Origin of the sequence: Mesorhizobium sp. PUT5, from assembly GCF_052216645.1 — a bacterium.
In the GTDB taxonomy this organism is placed as follows: domain Bacteria; phylum Pseudomonadota; class Alphaproteobacteria; order Rhizobiales; family Rhizobiaceae; genus Mesorhizobium.
In genome coordinates, this window is the sequence record NZ_JBQOSO010000003.1 from 2772136 (window position 1) to 2795132 (window position 22997).

A 22997-nucleotide genomic window follows, 5' to 3' on the forward strand; every position below is an offset into this window, starting at 1 on the left:
CCGGAGGCACTTTGATGACCCCACGTTAAGGGGTCCCGTTTGGACGAAAATTACCCCTCAAACAGGGTCCTCATTCCACGAAAAATCACACATTGCGGCGATGGTCTCAAGGGTCATGTAGCGGGAGCGCTGGACGGCCCACTCGTCGTTCTGTTCGAGCAGCAGTGCGCCGACGAGGCGGACGAGGGCATCGTCGTTGGGGAAGATGCCGACGACCTCGGTGCGCCGCTTGATCTCGCCGTTCAGGCGCTCGATCGGATTGGTCGAGTGCAGCTTGGTCCAGTGCTGCCTGGGAAAGGTCATGTAGGCGAGCACGTCTTCTTCGGCGGTGTCCATGAGTTGGGCGAGCTTCGGCACCTTCGGCCTGATCTGGTCGGCGACGTTGCGCCACTGGGTGCTTGCGGCCTCCGGTGTGTCTTGGGCGAACGCCGTGGCGATGAAGGCGGAGACGACCCGCCTGCCACTCTTGCCGGCATGGGCCAACGCATTGCGCATGAAGTGGACCCGGCACCTCTGCCAGGTGGCGGAAAGAACCTTGGCGACCGCGGCCTTGATGCCTTCATGGGCATCGGAAACGACGAGCTTGACGCCGCGCAGGCCGCGCCGCGTCAGCTTGCGCAGGAACTCCGTCCAGATCGGTTCGGCCTCGGAGGTGCCGATCTCCATGCCCAGCACCTCGCGGCGGCCGTCTGTGTTGACGCCGACGGCGATGATGACGGCGACCGAGACGATGCGGCCGCCGCGACGAACCTTCAGATAGGTGGCGTCGATCCAAAGATACGGCCAGTCGCCCTCGATGGGCCGGGCGAGGAAGGCCTTCACCCTGTCGTCGATCTCCTCGCACAGGCGGCTGACCTGGCTCTTGGAAATGCCGCTCATGCCCATCGCCTTGACCAGATCGTCGACCGAGCGGGTCGAGACGCCCTGGATGTAGGCTTCCTGGATGACGGCCGTCAGGGCCTTCTCGGCCATGCGGCGCGGTTCGAGAAAGCTCGGGAAATAGCTGCCGGTGCGCAGCTTCGGAATACGCAGTTCCACCGTTCCGGCCCGCGTCTCCCAGTCGCGTTCGCGGTAGCCATTGCGCTGGGCAAGCCGAAGGGTGTCCTTCGCGCCATAGGCCGCGCCCGTCTTCGCGCCGACCTCCAACTCCATCAGCTTCTCGGCGGCAAAGCCGATCATCTCCCGCAGCAAATCCGTGTCCGCACTCTTCTCAACAAGCGAGCGCAGGTTCATCATCTCGTCGGTCATCGGTGGTCTTCCCCTCAGGTTGGTCTTGAACAACCCGACCCTACCGGAAAAACACTGATGGCCACCCCGCCAGCTACACCACCCCCTGGGACGTCATCCGGCCGGGTGTTTTCCGCTCTGGGCTCCAATTCAACGCCAACCTGTTGACGCTGTCCGATCGTCCCACTTGGAAACGAGTGTCGGATGGTTTTTCGCCCGTCGTGTCAGTTCTCGGATCAAATCGTCCACCCAAGGCCCGTGACGAATAATCCACTGCTGCCCTCTGCCCCCGAGTTGAGGGCGAATTTCAATAATATGTCCCGTCACGCTCGGGGTGGGTATGGGAGATTTGCCGAGATCCTTTATGAAAGGCCGTTGGACGGCTCCCGCTCTTGCCCAGGTGTCCAAACCATGGCCAGCATTACGGCTGAGCGCTTCCACGTCTCCCGGCAGTATCTTTTCGGACCAAAGATACATGATGGCTTGCTTATCGCGGCTCTTGTTCCGTCTGTCGCCGTAGCTGATCCGGCTTTCCAATTCGGCATTGATCGCGTCGCCAGCGCGCTTGTTTGGGGCCTTTGTCCCGGCTCCCAGCTCATCCCAGCGGAGGATTGCCCCCGCATAGGCCTCCGCGATGAGGCCAAGATATTCGGCCCGGCTCGGCTTGCTGGTCTGCGCCTCCGTCTTTGTCATCCGAAGGGGCTGCTTTGGCTTTCTGAGGCCGATTGTCGCCGCGCTTTCCTTCATTTCTGCAGTGGGCCGCTCGACACGCGCACCCATGGATTTGCGCTGCGGGCCAGCTGGCACTTTTCCAGACATCTGATCCAGCAATGTTGTCGGTTTCCCGGGCATCAATTCCTCCATTTTTGTCGGTTTCCCCGAAAATATTGATCCGTTTCCCGGTCAATCTCAAGACGCCGATTTTTTTGGCGGAAGCGCCGGTAAAGGGCCTGTGGCGCAATGCCAATTCCATATGGCGGCCCATTTCGGTCGACGGGAACAGCCCCTTCCGAAACCCGCCCTCAGACGCGCGATGATGGCTCCAGCAGAACCGGCATCGGTGCGAACCCTGATCCAATCTGCGAGACCCAAAAGAGGCGCCTGTAAAGGTCAGTGCCATGCCCACAACAGGCGCGGCAACAACCCCAACTCGAAGGAGAACATCCAATGACGAAGATTTTTTCGACCGTCGTTTCCGAGGCAACCACGCCAAATCCGGAGGACGTCCTATTCGCAACGCTCCTGGAGCGCACCATGAATGCCGCGCCCACGACGAAGGACCTAGAAAAGCTGCGCAATATGATCGGCATCCAGGAATTGCCTCACTGGTCTGCCCCCTGAAAAGTGGTCCTCTTTGAAGTAGGCTATTGAGCCTGAGAGAGGACGTTGGAATGCCCCAGAAGAAGTGGTCTGCCCCCTGAAAAGTGGTCCTCTTTGAAGTAGGCTATTGAGCCTGAGAGAGGACGTTGGAATGCCCCAGAAGAAGCACAAGCCCGAAGAGATCGTCGCAAAGCTACGCCAGGTCGATATTCTGTTGTCACAAGGCCGCTCGGTCGGAGAAGCGGTTCGTACAATCGGCGTGACGCAGTTTACGTATTACCGCTGGCGCAAGGAGTTTGGTGGCCTGAAGGGCGACCAGGTGAAGCGCCTGAAAGAGCTCGAGAAAGAGAACGACCGGCTGCGCAAGGCGGTGTCGGATCTGACGCTGGAAAAGCTGATCCTGAAAGAGGCTGCAGCGGGAAACTTCTGAGCCCCGCCCGCCGTCGGCGCTGTGTCGATCATGTCGTGGCGAAGCTGTCCGTCTCGGAACGCTTTGCCTGCAAGGTTCTCGGCCAGCACCGTTCGACCCATCGCAAAAAGCCACATGGCCGGCCTGATGAAGAGGCGTTGATCGCCGACATCGTCCGACTGGCCTCGCGCTACGGCCGCTATGGCTATCGCCGGATCACGGCGATGCTGCGGTCCGAGGGCTGGACGGTGAATGCCAAACGCGTCGAGCGCATCTGGCGACGGGAGGGGCTGAAGGTTCCCCAGAAACAACCGAAGAAAGGCAGGCTCTGGCTGACTGACGGATCGTGCATCCGGCTTCGGCCCGAGCACCCAAATCATGTCTGGTCCTATGACTTCGTCGAGGGCCGGATCCACAATGGCAGGAAGTTCCGCATGCTCAATATCATCGACGAGTTCACCCGGGAGTGCCTGGCGATCCGCATCGATCGCAAGCTCAACTCGACCGACGTCATCGACGCCCTGTCGGACCTGTTCATCCTGCGGGGTGTGCCCGGCTATGTTCGTTCTGACAACGGCCCGGAGTTCATTGCCAAGGCGGTGCGAGAGTGGATCGTGGCCGTCGGCGCAAAGACCGCGTTCATCGAGCCGGGTAGCCCATGGGAGAACGGCTATTGCGAGAGCTTCAACTCGAAGCTGCGTGACGAACTGCTCAACGGGGAGATATTCTACAGCCTCGCTGAGGCAAAGGTCATCATCGAGGCATGGAGACGCTACTACAACACTGAGCGGCCGCACTCATCGCTTGGATATAGACCCCCGGCACCGGAGGCTATTATCTGGCCTGCGCCGCCGCGCGGATCGGCACCACCATCTGCCCAGGCAATAGCCGAAAAGCCGATCATGCACTAAGACTGAAACCGGACCACCTTATGGGGTCAGGCCAGAAGCACAAGCCCGAAGAGATCGTCGCAAAGCTACGCCAGGTCGATATTCTGTTGTCACAAGGCCGCTCGGTCGGAGAAGCGGTTCGTACAATCGGCGTGACGCAGTTTACGTATTACCGCTGGCGCAAGGAGTTTGGTGGCCTGAAGGGCGACCAGGTGAAGCGCCTGAAAGAGCTCGAGAAAGAGAACGACCGGCTGCGCAAGGCGGTGTCGGATCTGACGCTGGAAAAGCTGATCCTGAAAGAGGCTGCAGCGGGAAACTTCTGAGCCCCGCCCGCCGTCGGCGCTGTGTCGATCATGTCGTGGCGAAGCTGTCCGTCTCGGAACGCTTTGCCTGCAAGGTTCTCGGCCAGCACCGTTCGACCCATCGCAAAAAGCCACATGGCCGGCCTGATGAAGAGGCGTTGATCGCCGACATCGTCCGACTGGCCTCGCGCTACGGCCGCTATGGCTATCGCCGGATCACGGCGATGCTGCGGTCCGAGGGCTGGACGGTGAATGCCAAACGCGTCGAGCGCATCTGGCGACGGGAGGGGCTGAAGGTTCCCCAGAAACAACCGAAGAAAGGCAGGCTCTGGCTGACTGACGGATCGTGCATCCGGCTTCGGCCCGAGCACCCAAATCATGTCTGGTCCTATGACTTCGTCGAGGGCCGGATCCACAATGGCAGGAAGTTCCGCATGCTCAATATCATCGACGAGTTCACCCGGGAGTGCCTGGCGATCCGCATCGATCGCAAGCTCAACTCGACCGACGTCATCGACGCCCTGTCGGACCTGTTCATCCTGCGGGGTGTGCCCGGCTATGTTCGTTCTGACAACGGCCCGGAGTTCATTGCCAAGGCGGTGCGAGAGTGGATCGTGGCCGTCGGCGCAAAGACCGCGTTCATCGAGCCGGGTAGCCCATGGGAGAACGGCTATTGCGAGAGCTTCAACTCGAAGCTGCGTGACGAACTGCTCAACGGGGAGATATTCTACAGCCTCGCTGAGGCAAAGGTCATCATCGAGGCATGGAGACGCTACTACAACACTGAGCGGCCGCACTCATCGCTTGGATATAGACCCCCGGCACCGGAGGCTATTATCTGGCCTGCGCCGCCGCGCGGATCGGCACCACCATCTGCCCAGGCAATAGCCGAAAAGCCGATCATGCACTAAGACTGAAACCGGACCACCTTATGGGGTCAGGCCACGGCGACTTTCATTCGCGGCGGTTGGTGGAAGCATTGGAATTGCCAGCGGCTCACGTCATGCGCGCTTCGCTCGTGCACTACAACACAATCGAGGAAGTGGATCGACTTATTGAAGTGCTGGATAGCAGTCTGGCAAAATCGTAGCCAACCAGTTCATACGTTTATATCATATCGCGGTTGGTGCCGACGGCTGGTCACGTCAGGGTATACCCTGCTGCGACGGCACAGGGCAGCGCGGGCGCCATGTAACTTCTGGGTTGACAGCGACTATTTGTGACAAGGTAGCCTCGGGCCTAAAAACCTGAGGTGACATATGGCCCGCATCGGTTACGCCCGCGTCAGTACGCTCGACCAGGACCTTGACACGCAGATCGCTAGATTGAAGGGCGAAGGCTGCGCCATTATCCGCGCGGAAAAGGCGTCGGGTGCCAGCCGCGACGGGCGTGTCAATGACCGTGGAATCGGGACCCTGTATTTTCGTGCAAAAGGGACCCCGGTTTTGGGGTTGATGAAGGGCACGGCGGTTAGCGCCCGATCAGGCGAAGCTGGTCGGGGTTGCACAGCCTGATCGGGTGCGGTTCGTTGGTTTTTGGCTTTAGCTTTGAGAGCGGCTCTTGAAGCGCCAGGATTCGTTTCCGGTCTCGACGATCTCGCAGTGATGCGTCAGGCGATCGAGCAGCGCAGTGGTCATCTTGGCGTCGCCGAAGACGGTGGGCCATTCGCCGAACGCCAGATTGGTGGTGATGATGACGCTGGTGCGCTCGTAGAGTTTCGAGACGAGATGGAAGAGCAACTGCCCGCCGGCCTGGGCGAAGGGCAGATAGCCCAGTTCATCGAGCACGACGAAGTCGAGCCGGGTCAGGTGATCGGCAATGCGCCCCTGGCGGCCGGCACGGGTCTCGGTCTCCAGCCTGTTGACCAGGTCGACGACATTGAAGAAGCGGCCGCGCGCGCCGTTGCGGATAAGCGCCCGGGCAATGGCGATGGCTAGATGGGATTTGCCCGTGCCGGTGCCGCCGACCAGGACGACGTTACGCTGATCGGCGACAAAGGCTCCGCCGGCAAGATCGCGGATCAGGCTCTCGTTGACGGGCGTGCCGGTGAAGTCGAAGTCATCGACGTCCTTGGCCAATGGCAGCTTGGCGACGGTGAGCTGGTATTTGATGGAGCGGGCCTGCTTCTCCGATATCTCGGCCTGCAGCAGATCGCCGACGATCTTCGGAGGTTCGTGCTGCCGCTTGATGGCGACGCCCATGATCTCGTCATAGGCTGATCGCATCCCGTAGAGCTTCAGCGTGCCCATCAGTTCCAGAACCTCGGTGCGTTCCATGATTATCTGCTCTCCTTAGACGGTCATAGCGGGCGCAGTCGGCGATCGGCTCGTGAGCCAGCTTCAGCGCCTGGGGAATGGAAAGGATCGTGCCCGGCGCCGGGTCGCGGCGGCGGGCCAGGATGTTGAGGATCACCGCCGCCGACGAGACGCCGTGATCGAGCGCCTCCTGACAGGCCGCCTCGACCGCGTTCAATCCGTCGCTCAGCACACAGGTGAGGATCGACACCATCTGCCGGTCGCCGTCATCGGCGGCCTTGAGCTTGCGGCGCACCTTCTCCATGGCCGACGGCAGAACCCAATTCTTGAACGGTGCGCCGTTGCGCAGTCCACCGGGCTTGCGGGCCAGCACCGGGACGTAATGCCAAGGGTCGTAGATCACCTCGTTGCGGCCGAAGCAGCGGGCATGTTCGCCCACGACCACGCCGTCCTGGCGGATGACGATCCGATCGGCATAGGCATGGATCTCGACCGGCCGGCCGACGGCGCTCGACAGCACCGAGTATTTGTTGTTGTCGAAGCGCACCGTGCAGGTCTTCGACACCGAGGCGGGAATGCAGTGGAAGCCGTCGAAGCGCCCGGCATAGGGGATGAAGCTGCCGCGCTCCTCCTCGAACACCTCCCAGATCGTGCGGCCGTCCTGTTCGGGGTGCCGGTGCGCCTTGGCGTAGGAGACGCATTTGTCGGCCAGCCAGCCGTTCAGGTCCTCCAGCGTCTTGAAGCGCAGCCGCGGCGTGAAGAAGCGCTCGCGCACCAGCCCGACCTGGTTCTCGACCTGGCCCTTCTCCCAACCCGACGCCGGCGTGCAAGCTTCCGGTTCGACAAGGTAATGTCCGCACATCTGCGCGAAGCGGCGGTTGTAGCGGCGATCCTTGCCGATGAAGATCGCGTCCACCGCCGTCTTCATGTTGTCGTAGATGCCGCGCGTGCAGGTTCCGCGGAAGAAGGCGAAGGCCCGATCATGGGCGTCGAACACCATCTCCTGCGTCTCGCGCGGATACGCCCGAACAAAGAACATGCGGCTATGACAGAGCCGCATGTGCGCCACCTTCACCGTAACCGTCACGCCGTCCAGCAGGACGACCTCGTGACTCCAGTCGAACTGATAGGCTTCGCCGGGCGCAAAGCTCAGCGGGATATAGGCCTCGGCCGCGGCGCTGCCGCGTTGCTCTTCCCAATCCTGCGCATGCCGCCACACTGAGCTGTAGCTGCCGTCATAGCCGAGGCCGCGAAGCTCCTCGAAGATCCGGATCAGCGTCAGCCGTTCCCGCTGCGGCTTCGCTGCATTCGCCGACAGGAGCCCGTCCAGCTTCTCGCGCCAGGCCCCCATGCGAGGATAGGACTGATGCTTGCGCTCGTACCGGAACTCCGTCTCGTCCGAGCGCAGCACCTTGCGGACCACTTTCCGCGAGATCTTCAGCTCCCGGCAGATCGCCTTGATCGACTTCCCCTGCACCAGCGACAGCCGGCGTATCTTTGCAATCGTCTCCACAACCAACATCCAAAACACAAATGCCTCCGATCAAACCGGAGGCACTTTGATGACCCCACGTTAAGGGGTCCCGTTTGGACGAAAATTACCCCTCAAACAGGGTCCTCATTCCACGAAAAATCACAGAGCAGGTCCTGTTCAACCTCCTCGACAATGCCGCCAAATACGCGCCGGCCGGCTCGACGATCGGGGTGCGGAGCTGGCGCGACGGCGCCTGGGTGCACCTGCAGGTTCTGGACGAAGGCGCCGGCATTCCGCGCGAGGATCTGCAGCGCATATTCGACAAGTTCTACCGGGCCAGCCGGTCCGACACCCAGCGCGCCGGCACCGGGCTCGGTCTCGCCATCTGCCGCGGCTTCGTGGAGGCCATGGGCGGAACGATCGAGGCCGGCAACCGCGAGGACGGCGGTGCCGTCTTCACCGTCACGTTGCCGGTTCCAGCAGCGGGCCAATCGGAGAAGGCCGTATGAACGCGCGCAGCACCAGCATCCTCGTGGTGGACGACGAGCCGCCGATCCGGCGCCTGCTGCGCACGAGCCTCGCCTCGCAGGGCTTCCACGTGCTGGAGGCAGCCGACGGGCGCGCGGCGCTTGCCGAAGTGGAACGGGCGCAACCCGATCTCGTCATCCTCGATCTCGGCCTGCCCGACATGCAGGGGCTGGAGGTGATCCGCGCATTGCGGGACGGCGGCTCCCCCGTGCCGATCCTGGTCCTGTCGAGCCGGACGGACGAGAAGGGCAAGGTCAACGCCCTCGATCTCGGCGCCGACGACTACGTCACCAAGCCGTTCGGCGCCGACGAGTTGTTCGCCCGCATCCGCGCGGCCCTGCGGCACGGCCTCCAGCAACAGGGCGAGAAGCCGGTCTTCGTCTCGGGCGACCTTTCCGTGGACCTGGTGCGGCGCATCGTGCGCGTGCGCGGGGCCGAGGCGAAGCTGTCGCCCAAGGAGTACGACATCTTGCGCATGCTGGTGGCCCATGCCGGCAAGGTGCTGACCCATCGCATGCTGATGAACGAGGTGTGGGGCGGCGAAACCGATGTGCAGTACCTGCGCATCTACGTGCGCCAGCTCAGGCAGAAGATCGAGGCCGATCCCGAACGGCCGCGGCACATATTGACCGAAACGGGCGTGGGCTACCGGCTCACCCTGGAATAGGCGGCCCCTCGCCTCTCCGGGCACCAGTAGTCCCGAAGCCGGCTTCGTTGCCGCCTGTGCGGGTCACAGCACCAGCCGCATCAACGGACGGCCCGCCTTGCGCTCCACCAGCCGCTCGAAGCCCGCCTTCTCGAACACGCGCGAGGAACCGACGAACAGGCCGATCGAACGCGAATCGCGCGACAGGTCCATGGGACATGCCTCCAGCAGGCGCGCGCCGCTCTGCCGCGCGAAATCGATTCCCGCAGCCACCAGCCCGTGGGTCAGCCCCTTGCCGCGGGCCTTGGTGCGGATGAAGAAGCAGGATATGGCCCATACTCCCGGATCGGCGGCATCGGCCGGGTCCACGGGTGCCGAGCCGCGGCCGGCGTTGTTCCACTCCGGCACGTCGGCCCGGGGGCCGACCTGCATCCACCCGACTGCCCTGCCCTCCTCGAAGGCCAGCAGCCCCGGCGGTGGCCCCGCCTCGATACGCGCGCGGATGTGATCCTTGTTACGCTCGCGGTCGTTCTGCCGCCGCACCGCCGGCGCCTGGCGGAAATGCGTGCACCAGCAGCCATAGCAGGCCCCCTGCTTGCCGAACAAATCCTCGAAATCCGGCCACAGCTCTGCCGTAACCGGCGTGATGGTCGTATCCATGCCTCACTCCGGCCCCCGCCTTGCCGCCACCGTCGTCCTGACGTACCATAACATTTGTTCTCTTTATGTTCGCACAAATGGGCCTCGCCGTCAACGATCCCGCACATGGCTTCTGCCGCGACTGCCTGACCCTGCAGGGCGACGCCACGTCGCGATGCAGGCGCTGCGGCAGCCCGCGCCTGACGCGTCATGCCGAACTTTACCGGCTCGCCCTGGCCCATATCGATTGCGATGCCTTCTATGCGGCGGTCGAGAAGCGCGACAACCCCGCGCTGAAGGACCGGCCGGTCATCGTCGGCGGCGGCAAGCGCGGCGTGGTTTCCACCGCCTGCTACATTGCCCGCATCCATGGCGTGCACTCGGCCATGCCGATGTTCAAGGCGCTCGAGGCCTGCCCCGAGGCGGTGGTCATCAAGCCGGACATGGAAAAATATGTCCGCGTCGGACGGGAGGTGCGCGCCATGATGCAGGCGCTCACCCCGCTGGTCGAGCCGCTTTCCATCGACGAGGCGTTCCTCGACCTTGCCGGAACGCAGAAGCTGCACGGCCTGCCGCCGGCGCTGGTGCTGGCGCGTTTCGCCCTGGCTGTGGAGAAGGAGATCGGCATCACCGTTTCCGTCGGCCTGTCCTACTGCAAGTTCCTGGCCAAGGTGGCGTCCGACCTGCGCAAGCCGCGGGGCTTTGCGGTTATCGGCGAGGCCGAGGCCGTCTCCTTCCTGGCCGAACAACCGGTGACGCTGATCTGGGGCGTCGGCAAATCCTTCGCCGCCACGCTGGAGCATGACGGCATCCGCGCGATCGCCCAATTGCAGAAAATGGAGCGGGCCGACCTGATGCGCCGCTACGGCACCATGGGCGACCGGCTCTATCGCCTGGCGCGCGGCCAGGACGACCGCCGTGTCGACGCCGCGCGCGACACGAAGAGCGTCTCGGCCGAAACCACCTTCGATACGGATCTTGCCGGCATGGACGATCTCGTGCCGGTGTTGCGCGCCTTGTCGGAAAAGGTCTCGGCGCGGCTCAAGAAGGCCAACATCGCGGGACGCACCGTGGTGCTGAAGCTGAAGTCGCAGGATTTCAGGATCCGCACCCGCAACCGTCAACTCGCCGACCCCACCCGGCTGGCCGACCGCATCTTCTCCACCGGGCTCGACTTGCTGCGCAAGGAAGCGGACGGCACGAAATATCGGCTGCTCGGCATCGGCATCAGCGACCTTACGGACGACGGCAAGGCCGACCCGCCCGACCTCGTCGACGCCCGGGCGCACAAGCGTGCGCTGGCCGAAGGCGCGGTGGACGCGCTGCGCGACAAGTTCGGACGCAAGGCGGTGGAAACCGGCTACACTTTCGGCAAGGGCCACCGCGGCCGGCCGGCACGGCCCGGAGAGGACGAAGAACCCGAAGTGCGCCATCCCTGGGAGCGAATCTGATCCGCCCTCCGCGGCGAACGGCAGCGGGACCGTCTATACCAGCTCGACCTCGACCACCCCGGGCACCGCGCGCATGGCGGAGGCCTCGCGCGGGCCGATGCGGTAGCGGTCCGACAGCGCGATCTCAACCTCGCCCTGCCCGTCTTCCTTGATGACCACCAGGCTGACCTGCCCCTCGCCTCTCACGGCCAATTGGCGCGCCAGCGTGTCGAGCGGGGCGCTGTCGCGCACGAAGATGCGCAGCGCCTTCTGAATGCGGCTTGCCTCGTCGTCCAGCGACTGCACCGTCTGGATGCGCAGGTTGACGCCTTCGGGCCGGTCCTCGGCCGCAACGGTGATGACCACCGATTTTCCCGCCTCCAGCATGTCGCGATATTGCGCCAGCGTCTCGGAAAACATCACCGCCTCGTACTGGCCGGTGGTGTCGGAAAACATCACCACGCCCATCTTGTTGCCGGTGCGGGTCTTGCGCTCCTGCTTGGACGTGATCGTGCCCGCCAGGCGCCCGGCGCTGGCGCCGCGCTTCACCGCAGCCGAGAATTCGGCCCAGTTCTGCACCCGCATCTTCTCCAGCGCCGCCTTGTATTCATCCAGCGGATGGGCGGACAGATAGAAGCCGACCACCTGGAACTCCCGGTGCAGCCGGTCGGCCGGCAGCCATGGCTCGGTCGCCGGCAGGTTGAGCGCCTGCGACTGTGCGCCCAGCGAAGCGCCGAAAATGTCGGCCTGGCCGGACACCGCGTTCTGCTGGGCAAGGGCCGCCAGCCCCATCATGCGCTCCACGCCCGCCATCATCGCGGCGCGGTCGTGCCCGAAACAGTCCAGCGCGCCCGCCATGATGAGGCTTTCGAGCACACGCTTGCCGACGACCTTGGGGTCCACGCGCTCGCAGAAGTCGGCAAGGCTCTTGAACGGGCCGTCCCTGCGCTTCTCCACGATGTGCTCGACGGCCGCATCGCCCACGCCCTTCAATGCCGCCAGCGAATAGAAGATCCGGCTCTCGCCCACCTCGAAGGCGCGGAACGAACTCGTCACCGAAGGCGGCACCACCTCGATGCCCAGCCGCATGGCATCCTGGCGGAAATCGGCGAGCTTGTCGGTGTTGCCCATGTCGAGCGTCATGGAGGCGGCCAGGAACTCAACCGGATAATGCGCCTTCAGGTAGGCGGTCTGGTAGGAGACGATGGCATAGGCGGCGGCATGCGACTTGTTGAAGCCGTAGTCGGCGAACTTGGCCAGCAGGTCGAAGATGAAATCGGCCTGCGGCTTGGCCACGCCGCGCTCCACCGCGCCGGTGACGAAACGCTCGCGCTGCTTGTCCATCTCGGCGCGGATCTTCTTGCCCATGGCGCGGCGCAGGAGGTCGGCTTCGCCGAGCGTGTAGCCCGCCAGTTCCTGCGCGATCTGCATGACCTGCTCCTGGTAGACGATGACCCCTTGGGTCTCCTTCACCAGATGGTCGATCTTTGGATGGATGGAGGCGATCTCCTCCTCGCCGTGCTTGCGGGCATTGTAGGTGGGAATATTTTCCATCGGACCGGGGCGGTAGAGCGCCACCAGCGCGATGATGTCCTCGATGCGGTCGGGCTTCATGCCGATCAGCGCCTTGCGCATGCCGGCCGATTCCACCTGGAACACGCCCACCACCTCGCCGCGCGACAGCATCTCGTAGGTCGGCCTGTCGTCCAGCGGGATCGTGGCGAGATCGATCTCGACGCCGCGCCGGCGAATGAGCTTCACCGCCGTTTCCAGCACCGTCAGCGTCTTGAGGCCGAGGAAGTCGAACTTCACCAGCCCGGCATCCTCGACCTTCTTCATGTTGAACTGCGTGACCGGCATGTCCGAGCGCGGATCGCGGTACATCGGCACCAGTTCCGACAGCGGCCGGTCGCCGATGACGATGCCGGCGGCGTGCGTGGAGGCGTGGCGATAGAGCCCCTCCAGCTTCTGCGCCATGTCGAGCAGGGTCTGGACGATCGGCTCCTTCTCGACCTCCTCGGCGAAGCGCGGCTCGTTGGCGATGGCCTCGGCCAGCTTGACCGGATTGGCCGGGTTCTGCGGCACCATCTTGCACAGGCGGTCCACCTGGCCATAGGGCATCTGCAGCACCCGGCCGACGTCGCGCAGCACCGCGCGCGCCTGGAGCGTTCCGAAGGTGATGATCTGGCCGACCTGGTCGCGGCCGTACTTGGCCTGCACGTAGCGGATCACCTCCTCGCGCCGATCCTGGCAGAAGTCGATGTCGAAGTCGGGCATCGAGACGCGGTCGGGATTGAGGAAGCGCTCGAACAGCAGCGAAAAGCGCAGCGGGTCGACATCGGTGATGGTCAGCGCATAGGCGACCAGCGAGCCCGCGCCCGAGCCGCGCCCCGGCCCGACCGGAATGTCGTGCGCCTTGGCCCATTTGATGAAGTCCGCCACGATCAGGAAGTAGCCGGGAAACTTCATGCGCTGGATGATGCCGATCTCGAACTCCAGCCTTTGCCGATATTGCTCTTCGCTGAAGCCCTCATGCATCCCGCGGGTGCGGAAGCGCATTTCAAGCCCCTCGCGCGCCTGGCGCGCCAGTTCTTCGGCCTCGGCCTTCTCGGCGGCCTCGGCGTCGGCCACGTCGGCGCCGGCGAAGCGCGGCAGGATCGGCTTGCGGTTCTTCGGGTAGTAGGAACAGCGCCGCGCGATCTCGACCGTGTTGTCCAGCGCCTCGGGCAGGTCGGAAAACAGCGCCGACATCTCGGCCTGGCTCTTGAGATGGTTGTCGGGCGAGAGCCGGCGGCGGTTATCGGAGGCGACGACCGATCCCTCGGCTATGGCGATCAGCGCATCATGCGCCTCATAGTCCTCCCGCTTCAGGAAAAACGCTTCGTTGGTGGCCACCAGCGGCAATTCGTGGCGGTAGGCGAGTTCGACAGTCGCCTGCTCGACCATGCGGTCGTAGCCGGACATGCGCTCCAGTTCGACATAGAGCCGGTCGCCGAAAATCTCCCTCAGTTGCAGCAGGCGCGCCTCGGCGAGGTCGCGCCGCTCCTCCTTGAGGGCGGCTCCCACCGGTCCGCGCGGCCCGCCGGTAAGGCAGATGATGCCTTCTGCCAACGCAGCCGCCATTTCCGTGGTGACATGCACCGGCTCGCCGGACGGCGTGTCCAGATAGGCGCGGCTGACCAGCCGCACCAGATTGGCATAGCCCGCCTCGGTGGCGGCGATCAGCACCACGGGCCACATTGCCGGGCCGTGGCGGCGCCGGTCGCGCTGTCCGTCGCCCGCTTCTCCCGAAAAGGCGAGATCGAGCTGGCACCCCACTATCGGCTGGATGCCGTCCTTCGCCGACTTCTGCGCGAATTCCAGCGCGCCGAACAGATTGTTGGTGTCGGTGACGGCGATGGCCGGCGTGCCGTCCTTCGCCGCGTGGCCGACGATCGCGCCCAGTTGCAGCGCGCCTTCCAGCAGCGAATAGGCCGAGTGCACCCGCAGATGGATGAAGGCGCGCATGGGCGCAACCGGCTCGGAAGGCCGCTGCTGCTGCGCTTCGCGCTTCAACGGATCGCGTGGGGGTCTTTCATCCGACATGAATTCACTTTGCCAAAGGACTCGAGAGTGGAACGCTATTTTCGGCGAACCGACGCCGACAGTCCAACGCAAACGGCTTACGACCACAATTTGCGGAAGGTCGCTCCTGTGCTAATATGTGCACATCCGAACACACGGCACCCATCATGGCAAGCAGCACCCTCACGATACGCGTTGACGCAGTGACCAAGGAAAAATTGGAACGTCTGGCCAGCGATACACGCCGCAGCAAATCTTTCCTCGCAGGAGAGGCGGTCTCCGCTTATGTGAAGCGGGAACTTGACATCATCGAGGGCATAAAGCGCGGGCTCAAGGATGTCGAGGCTGGGCGTGTTATCCCCCATGACCAGGCAATGGCCGAGGTCTACGCAGCGATCGAGGCTGCGGAGAACGCCAAGAAATGAAACGCGCCGTTCAGTGGTCACGCGATGCGCTGAACGATCTGAAAGACCAAGTCGCTTTCATCGCCATGGACAATCCGGCGGCCGCACGCAGGATAGCCGACCGGATCCGTCATACGGGCAAATCACTGGGCGATATGGCCACCGGCAGACCGGGACGAGTCGTCAGCACGTATGAAAAACCGGTGCTCGGCCTCCCCTACATCATCGCCTATGCAATCGTTTCTGCGGCCGCAGGAGAAGCCATCGTCATCCTGCGCGTGATCCATACATCCAGAGACTGGCCGCCCGGCGAATGGCCGGACTGAAACCACGCCCGCTATGCGAACTCCATGATCACCGCGTCCACCGCCAGGCTGTCGCCGGGCCTGGCGTTCAGCTTCGCCACGGTCAGGTCGCGCTCGGCGCGCAGCACGTTCTCCATCTTCATGGCCTCGACGACCGCAAGCGTCTCGCCCGCCTTGACCTCCTGCCCTTCGGAAACGGCGATGGACACCACCAGCCCCGGCATCGGGCACAGAAGCAGCCTGGATGTGTCCGGCGCCTGCTTGACCGGCATCAGCCTTTCCAGTTCGGCGATGCGCGGCAGCATGGCGTAGGCCTCCACGGCCATGCCCTGCCAGGCAATGCGCAGGCCGTTCGGCAGCGGCCGCAGTTGCGCAGCGACCTGACGCGCTCCCACCCTGCCGCGCCATACCGCCTCGCCCGGCCGCCAGTCGGAGGAGACCGTCAGCGGCTTGCCTCCATCGACCGACATGTCGATCTCCATCGGAATGGAGATCATGCCTTCCAGGATCGAGACGGGCATATAGTCCTCGCCGATCTTCACAACCCAGCCGGGCTTGACCGCGCCCGAATGGGGCGCGAGCCGTCCCGCAAGGCGGTCCAGCCGGTCACGGCGCAACAGTTCGACGGCCAGCGCGACGGCCGCCAGTACCGCTTTCTCCTCGCCGTCCGGCGCCACCGGCGAAAAACCGTCCGGATATTCCTCGGCGATGAAGCCGGTCGAAAGTCTGCCCTCGCGCCAGCGCGGATGCCGCATGAGCGCGGCGAGGAAGGGGATGTTGTGCTCGATGCCGTCGACCACGAACTCGTCCAGCGCCTCCGACATGGCCTCGATGGCTGCCGCCCGGGTCGGCGCCCAGGTGCACAGCTTGGCGATCATCGGGTCGTAATACATCGAGATTTCCGCCCCTTCCGTCACCCCGGTGTCGTTGCGGACGACGATGTCGCCGAAGCGCCCTTCCTGCGGCGGCCGGTAGCGGGTGAGCCGGCCGATCGAGGGCAGGAAATTGCGGTACGGGTCCTCTGCGTAGAGCCGGCTTTCCACCGCCCAGCCGTCCAGTTTCACGTCCGATTGGCTGAAGGGAAGCTTCTCGCCCGCAGCCACACGGATCATCTGCTCGACCAGGTCGATACCGGTGACAAGCTCCGTCACCGGATGCTCGACCTGCAATCTCGTATTCATTTCAAGGAAATAGAAGTTCTTGTCCTTGTCGACGATGAACTCCACCGTTCCAGCGCTCTGGTAGTCCACGGCCTTCGCCAGGGCCACCGCCTGCTCGCCCATCGCCACCCGTGTCTTCTCGTCCAGGAAGGGCGATGGCGCCTCTTCCACCACCTTCTGGTTGCGGCGCTGGATCGAGCATTCGCGCTCGCCGAGATAGACGGCATTGCCATGTGCGTCGGCCAGCACCTGGATCTCGATATGGCGGGGCTCGACCACGAACTTCTCGATGAACACGCGGTCGTCGCCGAAGGAGCTTTTCGCCTCCGAACGCGCACGTTCGAAGCCGTCGCGCACGTCCTTCTGCGACCAGGCTATGCGCATGCCTTTGCCGCCACCACCGGCCGACGCCTTGATCATCACCGGATAGCCGATCTCGCCGGCGATCTTTTCGGCATGGTCGGCGTCCCCGATCACGCCAATATAGCCGGGCACGGTCGAGACCCTGGCGGCATTGGCGAATTTCTTCGATTCGATCTTGTCGCCCATAGCTTCGATCGCCTTCGGCTTCGGGCCGATGAAGACGATGCCCTGCTTTTCCAGGGCCGCGCAGAAGGAGGCGCGCTCCGACAGGAAGCCGTAGCCGGGATGCACGGCCTGCGCCCCCGTGGCCTTGCAAGCCTCGATGATCTTGTCGGCCACGAGATAGCTCTGTGCGGCCGGCGCCGGGCCGATATGCACGGCCTCATCGGCCATTGCGACATGCACCGCGTCGCGGTCGGCATCCGAATAGACCGCGACGGTGGCGATCCCCATCTTGCGCGCCGTCCTGATGACGCGGCAGGCGATCTCGCCACGGTTGGCGATCAGAATCTTCTTGAACATGCGGACGCGATCCCTCCGGCAGGCCCATCTTTTTATGGGCTATCCGGCAAAGCCTCAAGGGCGTCAGAAATGCTTGTCTCGCTCGAAGGGGCCGAAGCGGATACTGGAGGTGACGAGATAGGCCGCCGTCCAGCCCATGATGAGCAGGCCGGTGATGCCTTCCATCGAGCCGAGCAGCCGCCAGGTCTTTTCCGGCTCGGCATCCGTAAAGCCGATCGTGGCGAAGGCCGAGGTCGAGAAATAGAAGGCCGTGGCGAAATCGTGGAAGGCGCCCACCGCCACCATGCCGATCGCCCACATGGCCGTCTCGGAGCACACCAGGGCGAACAGGCCGAGCGCCAGCGCCACCATGGCCAGCACCTTCTCGCCCTGACGTCCGTCTATGAGCGGATGGTCCAGAAGGTAGGCGATCACGAAACTCAGCACCATGAGCCCCGCCGCATGGACCAGGAACGTCGCCACGTTGAGGGCCGTGGCCAGGAAAAGATTCGCCGCCATCGGCAGACTTTCGATGCCGATGATGCCACTATCATGGCGCAGGACGACATTTCGCCCCGCTTTCGTCCGCAACGACCGACACGGCTTTCAAATCCTGAAAGCCTGGGCTAGCAGGATCACCAGACCCCGTTCGCAATTCCCAGGAGGATCGCTCGATGAAGACCCGTGCCGCCGTAGCCGTTGGAGCCGGCAAGCCCTTGGAGATCATGGAAGTCGACCTGGAAGGGCCGCGCGAGGGCGAGGTGCTGGTCGAGGTGAAGGCCACCGGCATCTGCCACACCGACGAGTTCACGCTTTCGGGCGCCGACCCGGAAGGCATTTTTCCCGCCATCCTCGGCCATGAGGGCGCCGGCGTCGTCGTCGACGTCGGCAAGGGCGTGAGCAGCCTGAAGAAGGGCGACCACGTCATCCCGCTCTACACGCCCGAATGCCGCTCGTGCCCGTCCTGCCTGTCGCGCAAGACCAATCTGTGCACGGCCATCCGCGCCACCCAGGGCCAGGGGCTGATGCCCGACGGCACCTCGCGCTTTTCCATCGGCGGCGAAAAGCTGTTCCACTACATGGGCTGCTCGACCTTCTCCAACTTCACCGTGCTGCCCGAGATCGCGCTGGCCAAGGTCAACCCGGACGCCCCCTTCGACAAGATCTGCTACATCGGCTGCGGGGTGACCACCGGCATCGGCGCCGTCATCAACACGGCCAAGGTCGAGATCGGCGCCACCGCCATCGTCTTCGGCCTGGGCGGCATCGGCCTCAACGTCATCCAGGGGCTGAAGCTGGCCGGCGCCGACATGATCATCGGCGTCGATTTGAACAACGACAAGAAGGAATGGGGCGAGCGCTTCGGCATGACGCATTTCGTCAACCCGAAGGAAGTCGACGGCGATATCGTGCCCTGGCTGGTCAACATGACCAAGCGCGGCGCCGACCAGATCGGCGGCGCCGACTACACCTTCGACTGCACCGGCAATACCAGGGTCATGCGCCAGGCGCTGGAAGCCTCCCATCGCGGCTGGGGCAAGTCGGTCATCATCGGCGTTGCCGGCGCCGGCCAGGAAATCTCGACGCGGCCGTTCCAGCTCGTCACCGGCCGCACCTGGATGGGCACCGCCTTCGGCGGCGCGCGCGGCCGCACCGACGTGCCGAAGATCGTCGACTGGTACATGGAGGGCAAGATCCAGATCGACCCGATGATCACCCACACCATGCCGCTGGAAGACATCAACAAGGGCTTCGACCTGATGAACCAGGGCAAGTCGATCCGCAGCGTCGTCGTCTACTGAGCCGACGCCCGTGCCGGCTCCCGCCATCTACGTCGATGCCGACGCCTGCCCGGTGAAGGCGGAGGTGCTGAAGGTGGCGGAGCGCCACGGCGTTGGCGTCACCTTCGTGGCCAATGGCGGCCTGCGACCCTCGCGCGATCCCATGGTACGCAATGTCGTCGTCTCCAAGGGCGCGGATGCGGCCGACGACTGGATCGTCGAGCATGTGCGCCCCAATGACGTGGCGGTGACGGCCGACATTCCGCTGGCCGCGCGCCTCGTGCCGCTGGGCGTGCATGTTCTCGGCCCCACCGGGCGCCCGTTCACGCCCGAAACCATCGGCATGGCGGTCGCCATGCGCGACTTGAAGCAGCATCTGCGCGAAACCGGCGAGAGCAAGGGCTATAATGCCGGCTTCTCGCCGCAGGATCGCTCGCGCTTCCTGGGCGAGCTCGACCGCATCTTGCGGCGGGCCCTGAAATCGGCCACGACAGGACCATGAACACCGCGTCCGCCAAGCCACTCGCGCGTCGCCACACCCAGTTCCTGTTGTCGGCCGGCATCGGCATCGCCGCGCTCGTCGTCTCGCTTTTCCTGCATGCGCGCCTTTCTTATCTGATCGGCGCCAATGCATTCTTCCTGGCCTACGACGTGCTGATCCTGCTGCTGATGCGCAAGCTCTCCGCGAGCTATCTCAGCCGCAACGCGCGGGCTGCCGATCAGCCGGTCTTCGTCATCTTCGCCGTCACGCTGCTGGTCGTCGGCGCGGCCGTGGTATCGATGTTCCAGCTCATCAACGACAAGCAGCATCTGGACCCGTGGAGCCTGGCCTTCGCGCTCGCCGTGATCCCGCTGGGCTGGTTCACGATCCATTCGATGGCGGCGCTGCACTACGCCCATGTCTACTGGATGGACGATCCCGTCTCGGCCAGCAAGAAGAAGCTGCCCGTCGGGGGCTTCGGCTTCCCGAATACCGAAAAGCCGCAGGGGTGGGATTTCCTGTATTTCTCAGCCGTCATCGGCATGACCGCGCAGACTTCGGACACGTCGGTGACCACCACCGAGATGCGGCGTGTGGTGCTGGTGCACTCGATTGTCGCGTTCTTCTTCAATACCGTCATCGTGGCCGCGGCCGTCAATGTGGCAGTGAACCTCGCGGGCTGAACCCGCATCGGTCTGCGAACACGCCGCCCGCAATATTTCGTGAGAATGCTCTAAAATCGCCTCTGCCGCGCTCACATCGACTATGATCGCGGGCGCTGGCGCCCGATGAGAGGCCGCCGGAACGAGGGGCCGCAACCATGGATGTCGCTGCTGACGCCGACACGACCGTCCCGCCCACGAAGGGGCCGCTGGTCTATCGCCAATCGCTGTGGACCCGGGCCACGCACTGGCTCTGGGCCGCATGCCTGTTCTTCATGCTGCTTTCCGGCCTGCAGATCTTCAATGCCCGCCCGCAGCTCTACATCGGCAAGCAATCCGGCTTCGGCTTCGACAACACCGTCTTTCAGATCGGCGCGGAAGACACCGACAACGGGCCGCGCGGCTTCACGGAAATCCTCGGCCATCGCTTCGACACCACCGGCGTGCTCGGCTGGTCAGGACCGCCCGGCGGGGAAACCGCACGTGCCTTCCCCTCCTGGGCAACGATCCCCTCCTATTACGACCTCGGCACGGCGCGGGTGGTGCATTTCTTTTTCGCCTGGATCTTGAGTGCCACCCTTCTGGTCTGGCTGGCTGCCAGCCTTTTGAACGGCCACGTCCGCCGCGATCTGTGGCCGCGCCTGCGGGATTTCCGCCAGTTGCCCCGCGACGTCGCCGACCATGCCAGGCTGAGGTTTCATCATGCCCGCGCCTACAACACGCTGCAAAAGCTGGCCTATGCCGGCGTGCTGTTCGTGCTTCTGCCGCTGATGATCATCACCGGGCTCGCCATGTCGCCCAGCATGGATGCGGTGCTGCCCTTCCTCAACGAGGTGCTCGGCGGGCGCCAGACGGCACGCACGATCCACTTCACGGTCATGACCCTGCTTGTGCTGTTCTTCATCGTCCATATGGTGATGATCCTGGCAGCCGGCCCCATCAACGAATTGCGTTCCATCATCACCGGCTGGTACCGCACCGACCCGCCGGGCAGGGAAGATGCCTGACATGGCACAGAAATTCCGCATCGACCGAAGAAAGTTCCTGACCGCCGCCGGTCTCGGCGCCTCCGGCGTCATGCTGTCGGGCTGCGATGCCTTCGACGGCCATCTTGGCATGGGCGACGGCCTGCGCTCCTTCCTCGAAAACGCCAACGGCCTGACCTGGCGCGTTCAGCGCCTGCTTGCCGGACCGAATGCGCTGGCGCCCGAATTCACCGAGGCCGACATTCGCCAGCCGATGCGGCCGAACGGCGTCACCGCGCCGGACGACGACCATTACAAGAGCCTGCTGGCCGATGGTTTCGCAAACTGGCGGCTGGAGGTGACGGGCCTGGTGGAAAAGCCGCTTTCGCTTACTCGCGACCAGCTCATCGCCATGCCGAGCCGCACCCAGATCACCCGCCACGACTGCGTGGAGGGCTGGAGCTGCATCGCCAAATGGACCGGCACGCCGCTGTCGCTGGTGCTCGACATGGCCGTGGTGAAGCCGCAGGCGCGCTACGTCATGTTCCACTGCCTCGACACGATCGACCACACCCTTTCCGGCGGCGACGTCAAATATTACGGCTCGATCGACCTGATCGATGCGCGTCATCCGCAGACGATCCTCGCCTACGGTGTGAACGGCAAGCCGTTGCCGGTGGAGAACGGCGCGCCGCTGCGCGTGCGGGTGGAGCGGCAGCTCGGCTACAAGATGCCGAAATATCTGAGCCGCATAGAGCTGATCGACGGCTTTGCCGCCATAGGCGGCGGCCATGGCGGCTTCTGGGAGGACTATGGCTACGACTGGTATGGCGGCATATAGTTCTTTATAGCCATTATATTTCAATAGCTTATGGAAAATTCCAAAGCCGAGCCTTGTGATCGGGGGTAAGGCGCCTATGCTCTTGGACGGCGCAGGACCGATCCGCGCCAAATCATCCCGCAACCAGACAGGAGGTGCATCGGGTGTCCGACACCACGACTATTTTCGAAGAAGAACCTGATCTCGATACGTTCGGCGGACGCCTTTCGCGCGCCCTCGACGTGAGCGATCTGAACACCAGGGAACTGGCCTGGCGGCTCGGCGTAAAGACCGCCACAGTGCAGGAATGGGAGACCGACCGGTCTCAGCCCGGATCGCATCGCCTCGGCAAATTGTCGGGTCTTCTGAATGTGAGCCTCTCCTGGCTTCTGCACGGGGTTGGAACCGCGCCCGCCGAGCATCCGGAGCGGTATGAGACCACGCTGATCTGCGAACAATTGGCCAAATTGAAGCTGCTGCATGCGCAAACGGGCCAGTTGATCGGCAGCATCGAGCAGCGGCTGGACGCGGCCGGCGTAGCCGCCCCCAGGCCGCAGTAAAGCTGAATCAGATCGGGTCCCCGGCGATTTTGCCGTTCCGCGGAAATTTCCGCGGGCAGCGCCGCAGGCAGGTGACAATCTGTCGCGCGCAGGCTAAGGATGAGTCGTCGGGGGCTTTCTAGCGGAAGCTCCACCTGTTTGCGGGAGAGAGCAGCACAAGCTGCCGCCGAAGGGGAAATCGCCCGAAATCTCTCAGGCAAAAGAACCGTGGACGGGGTAAAGACACTCTGGAAAGTCGGGGCGAAAGCCCTGCGCCGAAGGTGTAAGCGTAGCCGAACGTGTTCCGGCGGCGCGAGTCTCTCAGGCTTCAG

Annotated in this window: 21 protein-coding genes, 2 pseudogenes and 1 riboswitch; of the genes and pseudogenes, 15 read left to right on the forward strand and 8 right to left on the reverse strand. The window is 63.8% G+C overall.

The window, feature by feature from the left end; genetic code table 11:
• Positions 1–57: 57 nt before the first annotated feature.
• Both ACTDI4_RS15060 and ACTDI4_RS15065 read right to left on the reverse strand, forming a co-directional pair.
• On the reverse strand, positions 58–1248 hold the full coding sequence (locus ACTDI4_RS15060; protein WP_442841915.1) for an IS256 family transposase: 1191 nt from the start codon (positions 1246–1248) through the stop codon (positions 58–60).
• A gap of 129 nt (positions 1249–1377) precedes the next feature.
• Positions 1378–2091, reverse strand: coding sequence for a hypothetical protein (locus ACTDI4_RS15065; RefSeq protein ID WP_442841916.1), 714 nt, complete (start codon positions 2089–2091; stop codon positions 1378–1380).
• A 303-nt stretch (positions 2092–2394) separates the two neighbouring features.
• Here ACTDI4_RS15065 and ACTDI4_RS15070 point away from each other — a divergent pair, with 303 nt between their 5' ends.
• The 4 genes and pseudogenes from ACTDI4_RS15070 to ACTDI4_RS15085 form a co-directional block, all read left to right on the forward strand.
• Positions 2395–2568: a hypothetical protein gene (locus tag ACTDI4_RS15070; RefSeq protein WP_442841917.1), complete on the forward strand. Its 174-nt coding sequence runs from the start codon at positions 2395–2397 to the stop codon at positions 2566–2568.
• 130 nt (positions 2569–2698) lie between these two features.
• A protein-coding gene (locus ACTDI4_RS15075) for an IS3 family transposase (RefSeq protein ID WP_442839846.1) occupies positions 2699–3867 on the forward strand; the annotation gives its coding sequence in 2 pieces (ribosomal slippage) (positions 2699–2960 and positions 2960–3867; 1170 coding nt in all).
• 20 nt (positions 3868–3887) lie between these two features.
• A protein-coding gene (locus ACTDI4_RS15080; RefSeq protein WP_442841918.1) for an IS3 family transposase occupies positions 3888–5059 on the forward strand; the annotation gives its coding sequence in 2 pieces (ribosomal slippage) (positions 3888–4155 and positions 4155–5059; 1173 coding nt in all).
• Positions 5060–5407: 348 nt separating this feature from the next.
• Positions 5408–5539, forward strand: a pseudogene (locus tag ACTDI4_RS15085) (recombinase family protein); the annotation flags it as partial.
• Positions 5540–5689: 150 nt separating this feature from the next.
• Here ACTDI4_RS15085 and istB read toward each other — a convergent pair.
• Entirely contained in the window at positions 5690–6424 is a 735-nt protein-coding gene (gene istB, locus ACTDI4_RS15090; protein ID WP_442839287.1) for an IS21-like element helper ATPase IstB, read from the reverse strand.
• Positions 6357–7925: an IS21 family transposase gene (istA, locus tag ACTDI4_RS15095; RefSeq protein ID WP_442839288.1), complete on the reverse strand. Its 1569-nt coding sequence runs from the start codon at positions 7923–7925 to the stop codon at positions 6357–6359. The genes istB and istA overlap by 68 nt, the downstream gene beginning before the upstream one ends.
• Before the next feature lie 116 nt (positions 7926–8041).
• On the opposite strand from istA, the pseudogene ACTDI4_RS15100 reads away from it, so the two are divergent.
• Positions 8042–8386 (forward strand): annotated as a pseudogene (locus ACTDI4_RS15100) (sensor histidine kinase); the annotation flags it as partial.
• Positions 8383–9072, forward strand: coding sequence for a response regulator (locus ACTDI4_RS15105; RefSeq protein WP_442841919.1), 690 nt, complete (start codon positions 8383–8385; stop codon positions 9070–9072). The pseudogene ACTDI4_RS15100 and the gene ACTDI4_RS15105, both read left to right, overlap by 4 nt.
• A gap of 63 nt (positions 9073–9135) precedes the next feature.
• On the opposite strand, the gene ACTDI4_RS15110 is transcribed toward ACTDI4_RS15105, so the two are convergent.
• Complete coding sequence (locus ACTDI4_RS15110; RefSeq protein WP_442841920.1) at positions 9136–9711, reverse strand: GNAT family N-acetyltransferase; 576 nt, start codon at positions 9709–9711, stop codon at positions 9136–9138.
• Between the two features lie 65 nt (positions 9712–9776).
• Here ACTDI4_RS15110 and ACTDI4_RS15115 point away from each other — a divergent pair, with 65 nt between their 5' ends.
• Positions 9777–11141 (forward strand): DNA polymerase IV, encoded by a 1365-nt coding sequence (locus ACTDI4_RS15115; protein ID WP_442841921.1) that lies wholly within the window; start codon positions 9777–9779, stop codon positions 11139–11141.
• Positions 11142–11174: 33 nt separating this feature from the next.
• Here the strand turns inward: ACTDI4_RS15115 and dnaE are convergent, their stop codons facing one another.
• A complete protein-coding gene (gene dnaE, locus ACTDI4_RS15120) occupies positions 11175–14627 on the reverse strand; it encodes a DNA polymerase III subunit alpha (protein WP_442843364.1) in 3453 nt (1150 codons plus the stop codon).
• A 221-nt stretch (positions 14628–14848) separates the two neighbouring features.
• Between dnaE and ACTDI4_RS15125 the strand changes: the two genes are divergently transcribed.
• Positions 14849–15109, forward strand: a complete 261-nt coding sequence (locus ACTDI4_RS15125; protein WP_442843365.1) for a CopG family ribbon-helix-helix protein — start codon at positions 14849–14851, stop codon at positions 15107–15109.
• Complete coding sequence (locus ACTDI4_RS15130; RefSeq protein ID WP_442841922.1) at positions 15106–15414, forward strand: type II toxin-antitoxin system RelE/ParE family toxin; 309 nt, start codon at positions 15106–15108, stop codon at positions 15412–15414. The genes ACTDI4_RS15125 and ACTDI4_RS15130 overlap by 4 nt, the downstream gene beginning before the upstream one ends.
• A gap of 11 nt (positions 15415–15425) precedes the next feature.
• Here ACTDI4_RS15130 and ACTDI4_RS15135 read toward each other — a convergent pair whose 3' ends face one another.
• Both ACTDI4_RS15135 and ACTDI4_RS15140 read right to left on the reverse strand, forming a co-directional pair.
• Positions 15426–17438 carry an acetyl-CoA carboxylase biotin carboxylase subunit gene (locus ACTDI4_RS15135; RefSeq protein ID WP_442841923.1) on the reverse strand — a complete coding sequence of 671 codons (2013 nt, stop codon included), beginning with the start codon at positions 17436–17438 and terminating at the stop codon, positions 15426–15428.
• Between the two features lie 63 nt (positions 17439–17501).
• Positions 17502–17936 carry an ion channel gene (locus ACTDI4_RS15140; RefSeq protein WP_442841924.1) on the reverse strand — a complete coding sequence of 145 codons (435 nt, stop codon included), beginning with the start codon at positions 17934–17936 and terminating at the stop codon, positions 17502–17504.
• Between the two features lie 155 nt (positions 17937–18091).
• On the opposite strand from ACTDI4_RS15140, the gene ACTDI4_RS15145 reads away from it, so the two are divergent.
• The 6 genes from ACTDI4_RS15145 (at position 18092) to ACTDI4_RS15170 (ending at position 22686) form a co-directional block, all read left to right on the forward strand.
• Positions 18092–19219 carry an S-(hydroxymethyl)glutathione dehydrogenase/class III alcohol dehydrogenase gene (locus ACTDI4_RS15145; RefSeq protein ID WP_442841925.1) on the forward strand — a complete coding sequence of 376 codons (1128 nt, stop codon included), beginning with the start codon at positions 18092–18094 and terminating at the stop codon, positions 19217–19219.
• 10 nt (positions 19220–19229) lie between these two features.
• Entirely contained in the window at positions 19230–19700 is a 471-nt protein-coding gene (locus ACTDI4_RS15150; protein WP_442841926.1) for a YaiI/YqxD family protein, read from the forward strand.
• Positions 19697–20362, forward strand: a complete 666-nt coding sequence (locus tag ACTDI4_RS15155; protein ID WP_442841927.1) for a DUF1345 domain-containing protein — start codon at positions 19697–19699, stop codon at positions 20360–20362. Before ACTDI4_RS15150 ends, ACTDI4_RS15155 begins: the two co-directional genes overlap by 4 nt.
• Positions 20363–20499: 137 nt before the next feature.
• Complete coding sequence (locus ACTDI4_RS15160; protein WP_442841928.1) at positions 20500–21348, forward strand: cytochrome b/b6 domain-containing protein; 849 nt, start codon at positions 20500–20502, stop codon at positions 21346–21348.
• Position 21349: 1 nt separating this feature from the next.
• Entirely contained in the window at positions 21350–22147 is a 798-nt protein-coding gene (locus tag ACTDI4_RS15165) for a molybdopterin-binding protein (protein ID WP_442841929.1), read from the forward strand.
• Between the two features lie 143 nt (positions 22148–22290).
• Positions 22291–22686 carry a helix-turn-helix domain-containing protein gene (locus tag ACTDI4_RS15170; RefSeq protein ID WP_442841930.1) on the forward strand — a complete coding sequence of 132 codons (396 nt, stop codon included), beginning with the start codon at positions 22291–22293 and terminating at the stop codon, positions 22684–22686.
• A gap of 131 nt (positions 22687–22817) precedes the next feature.
• Positions 22818–22904, forward strand: a riboswitch (glycine riboswitch).
• Positions 22905–22997: the final 93 nt, after the last annotated feature.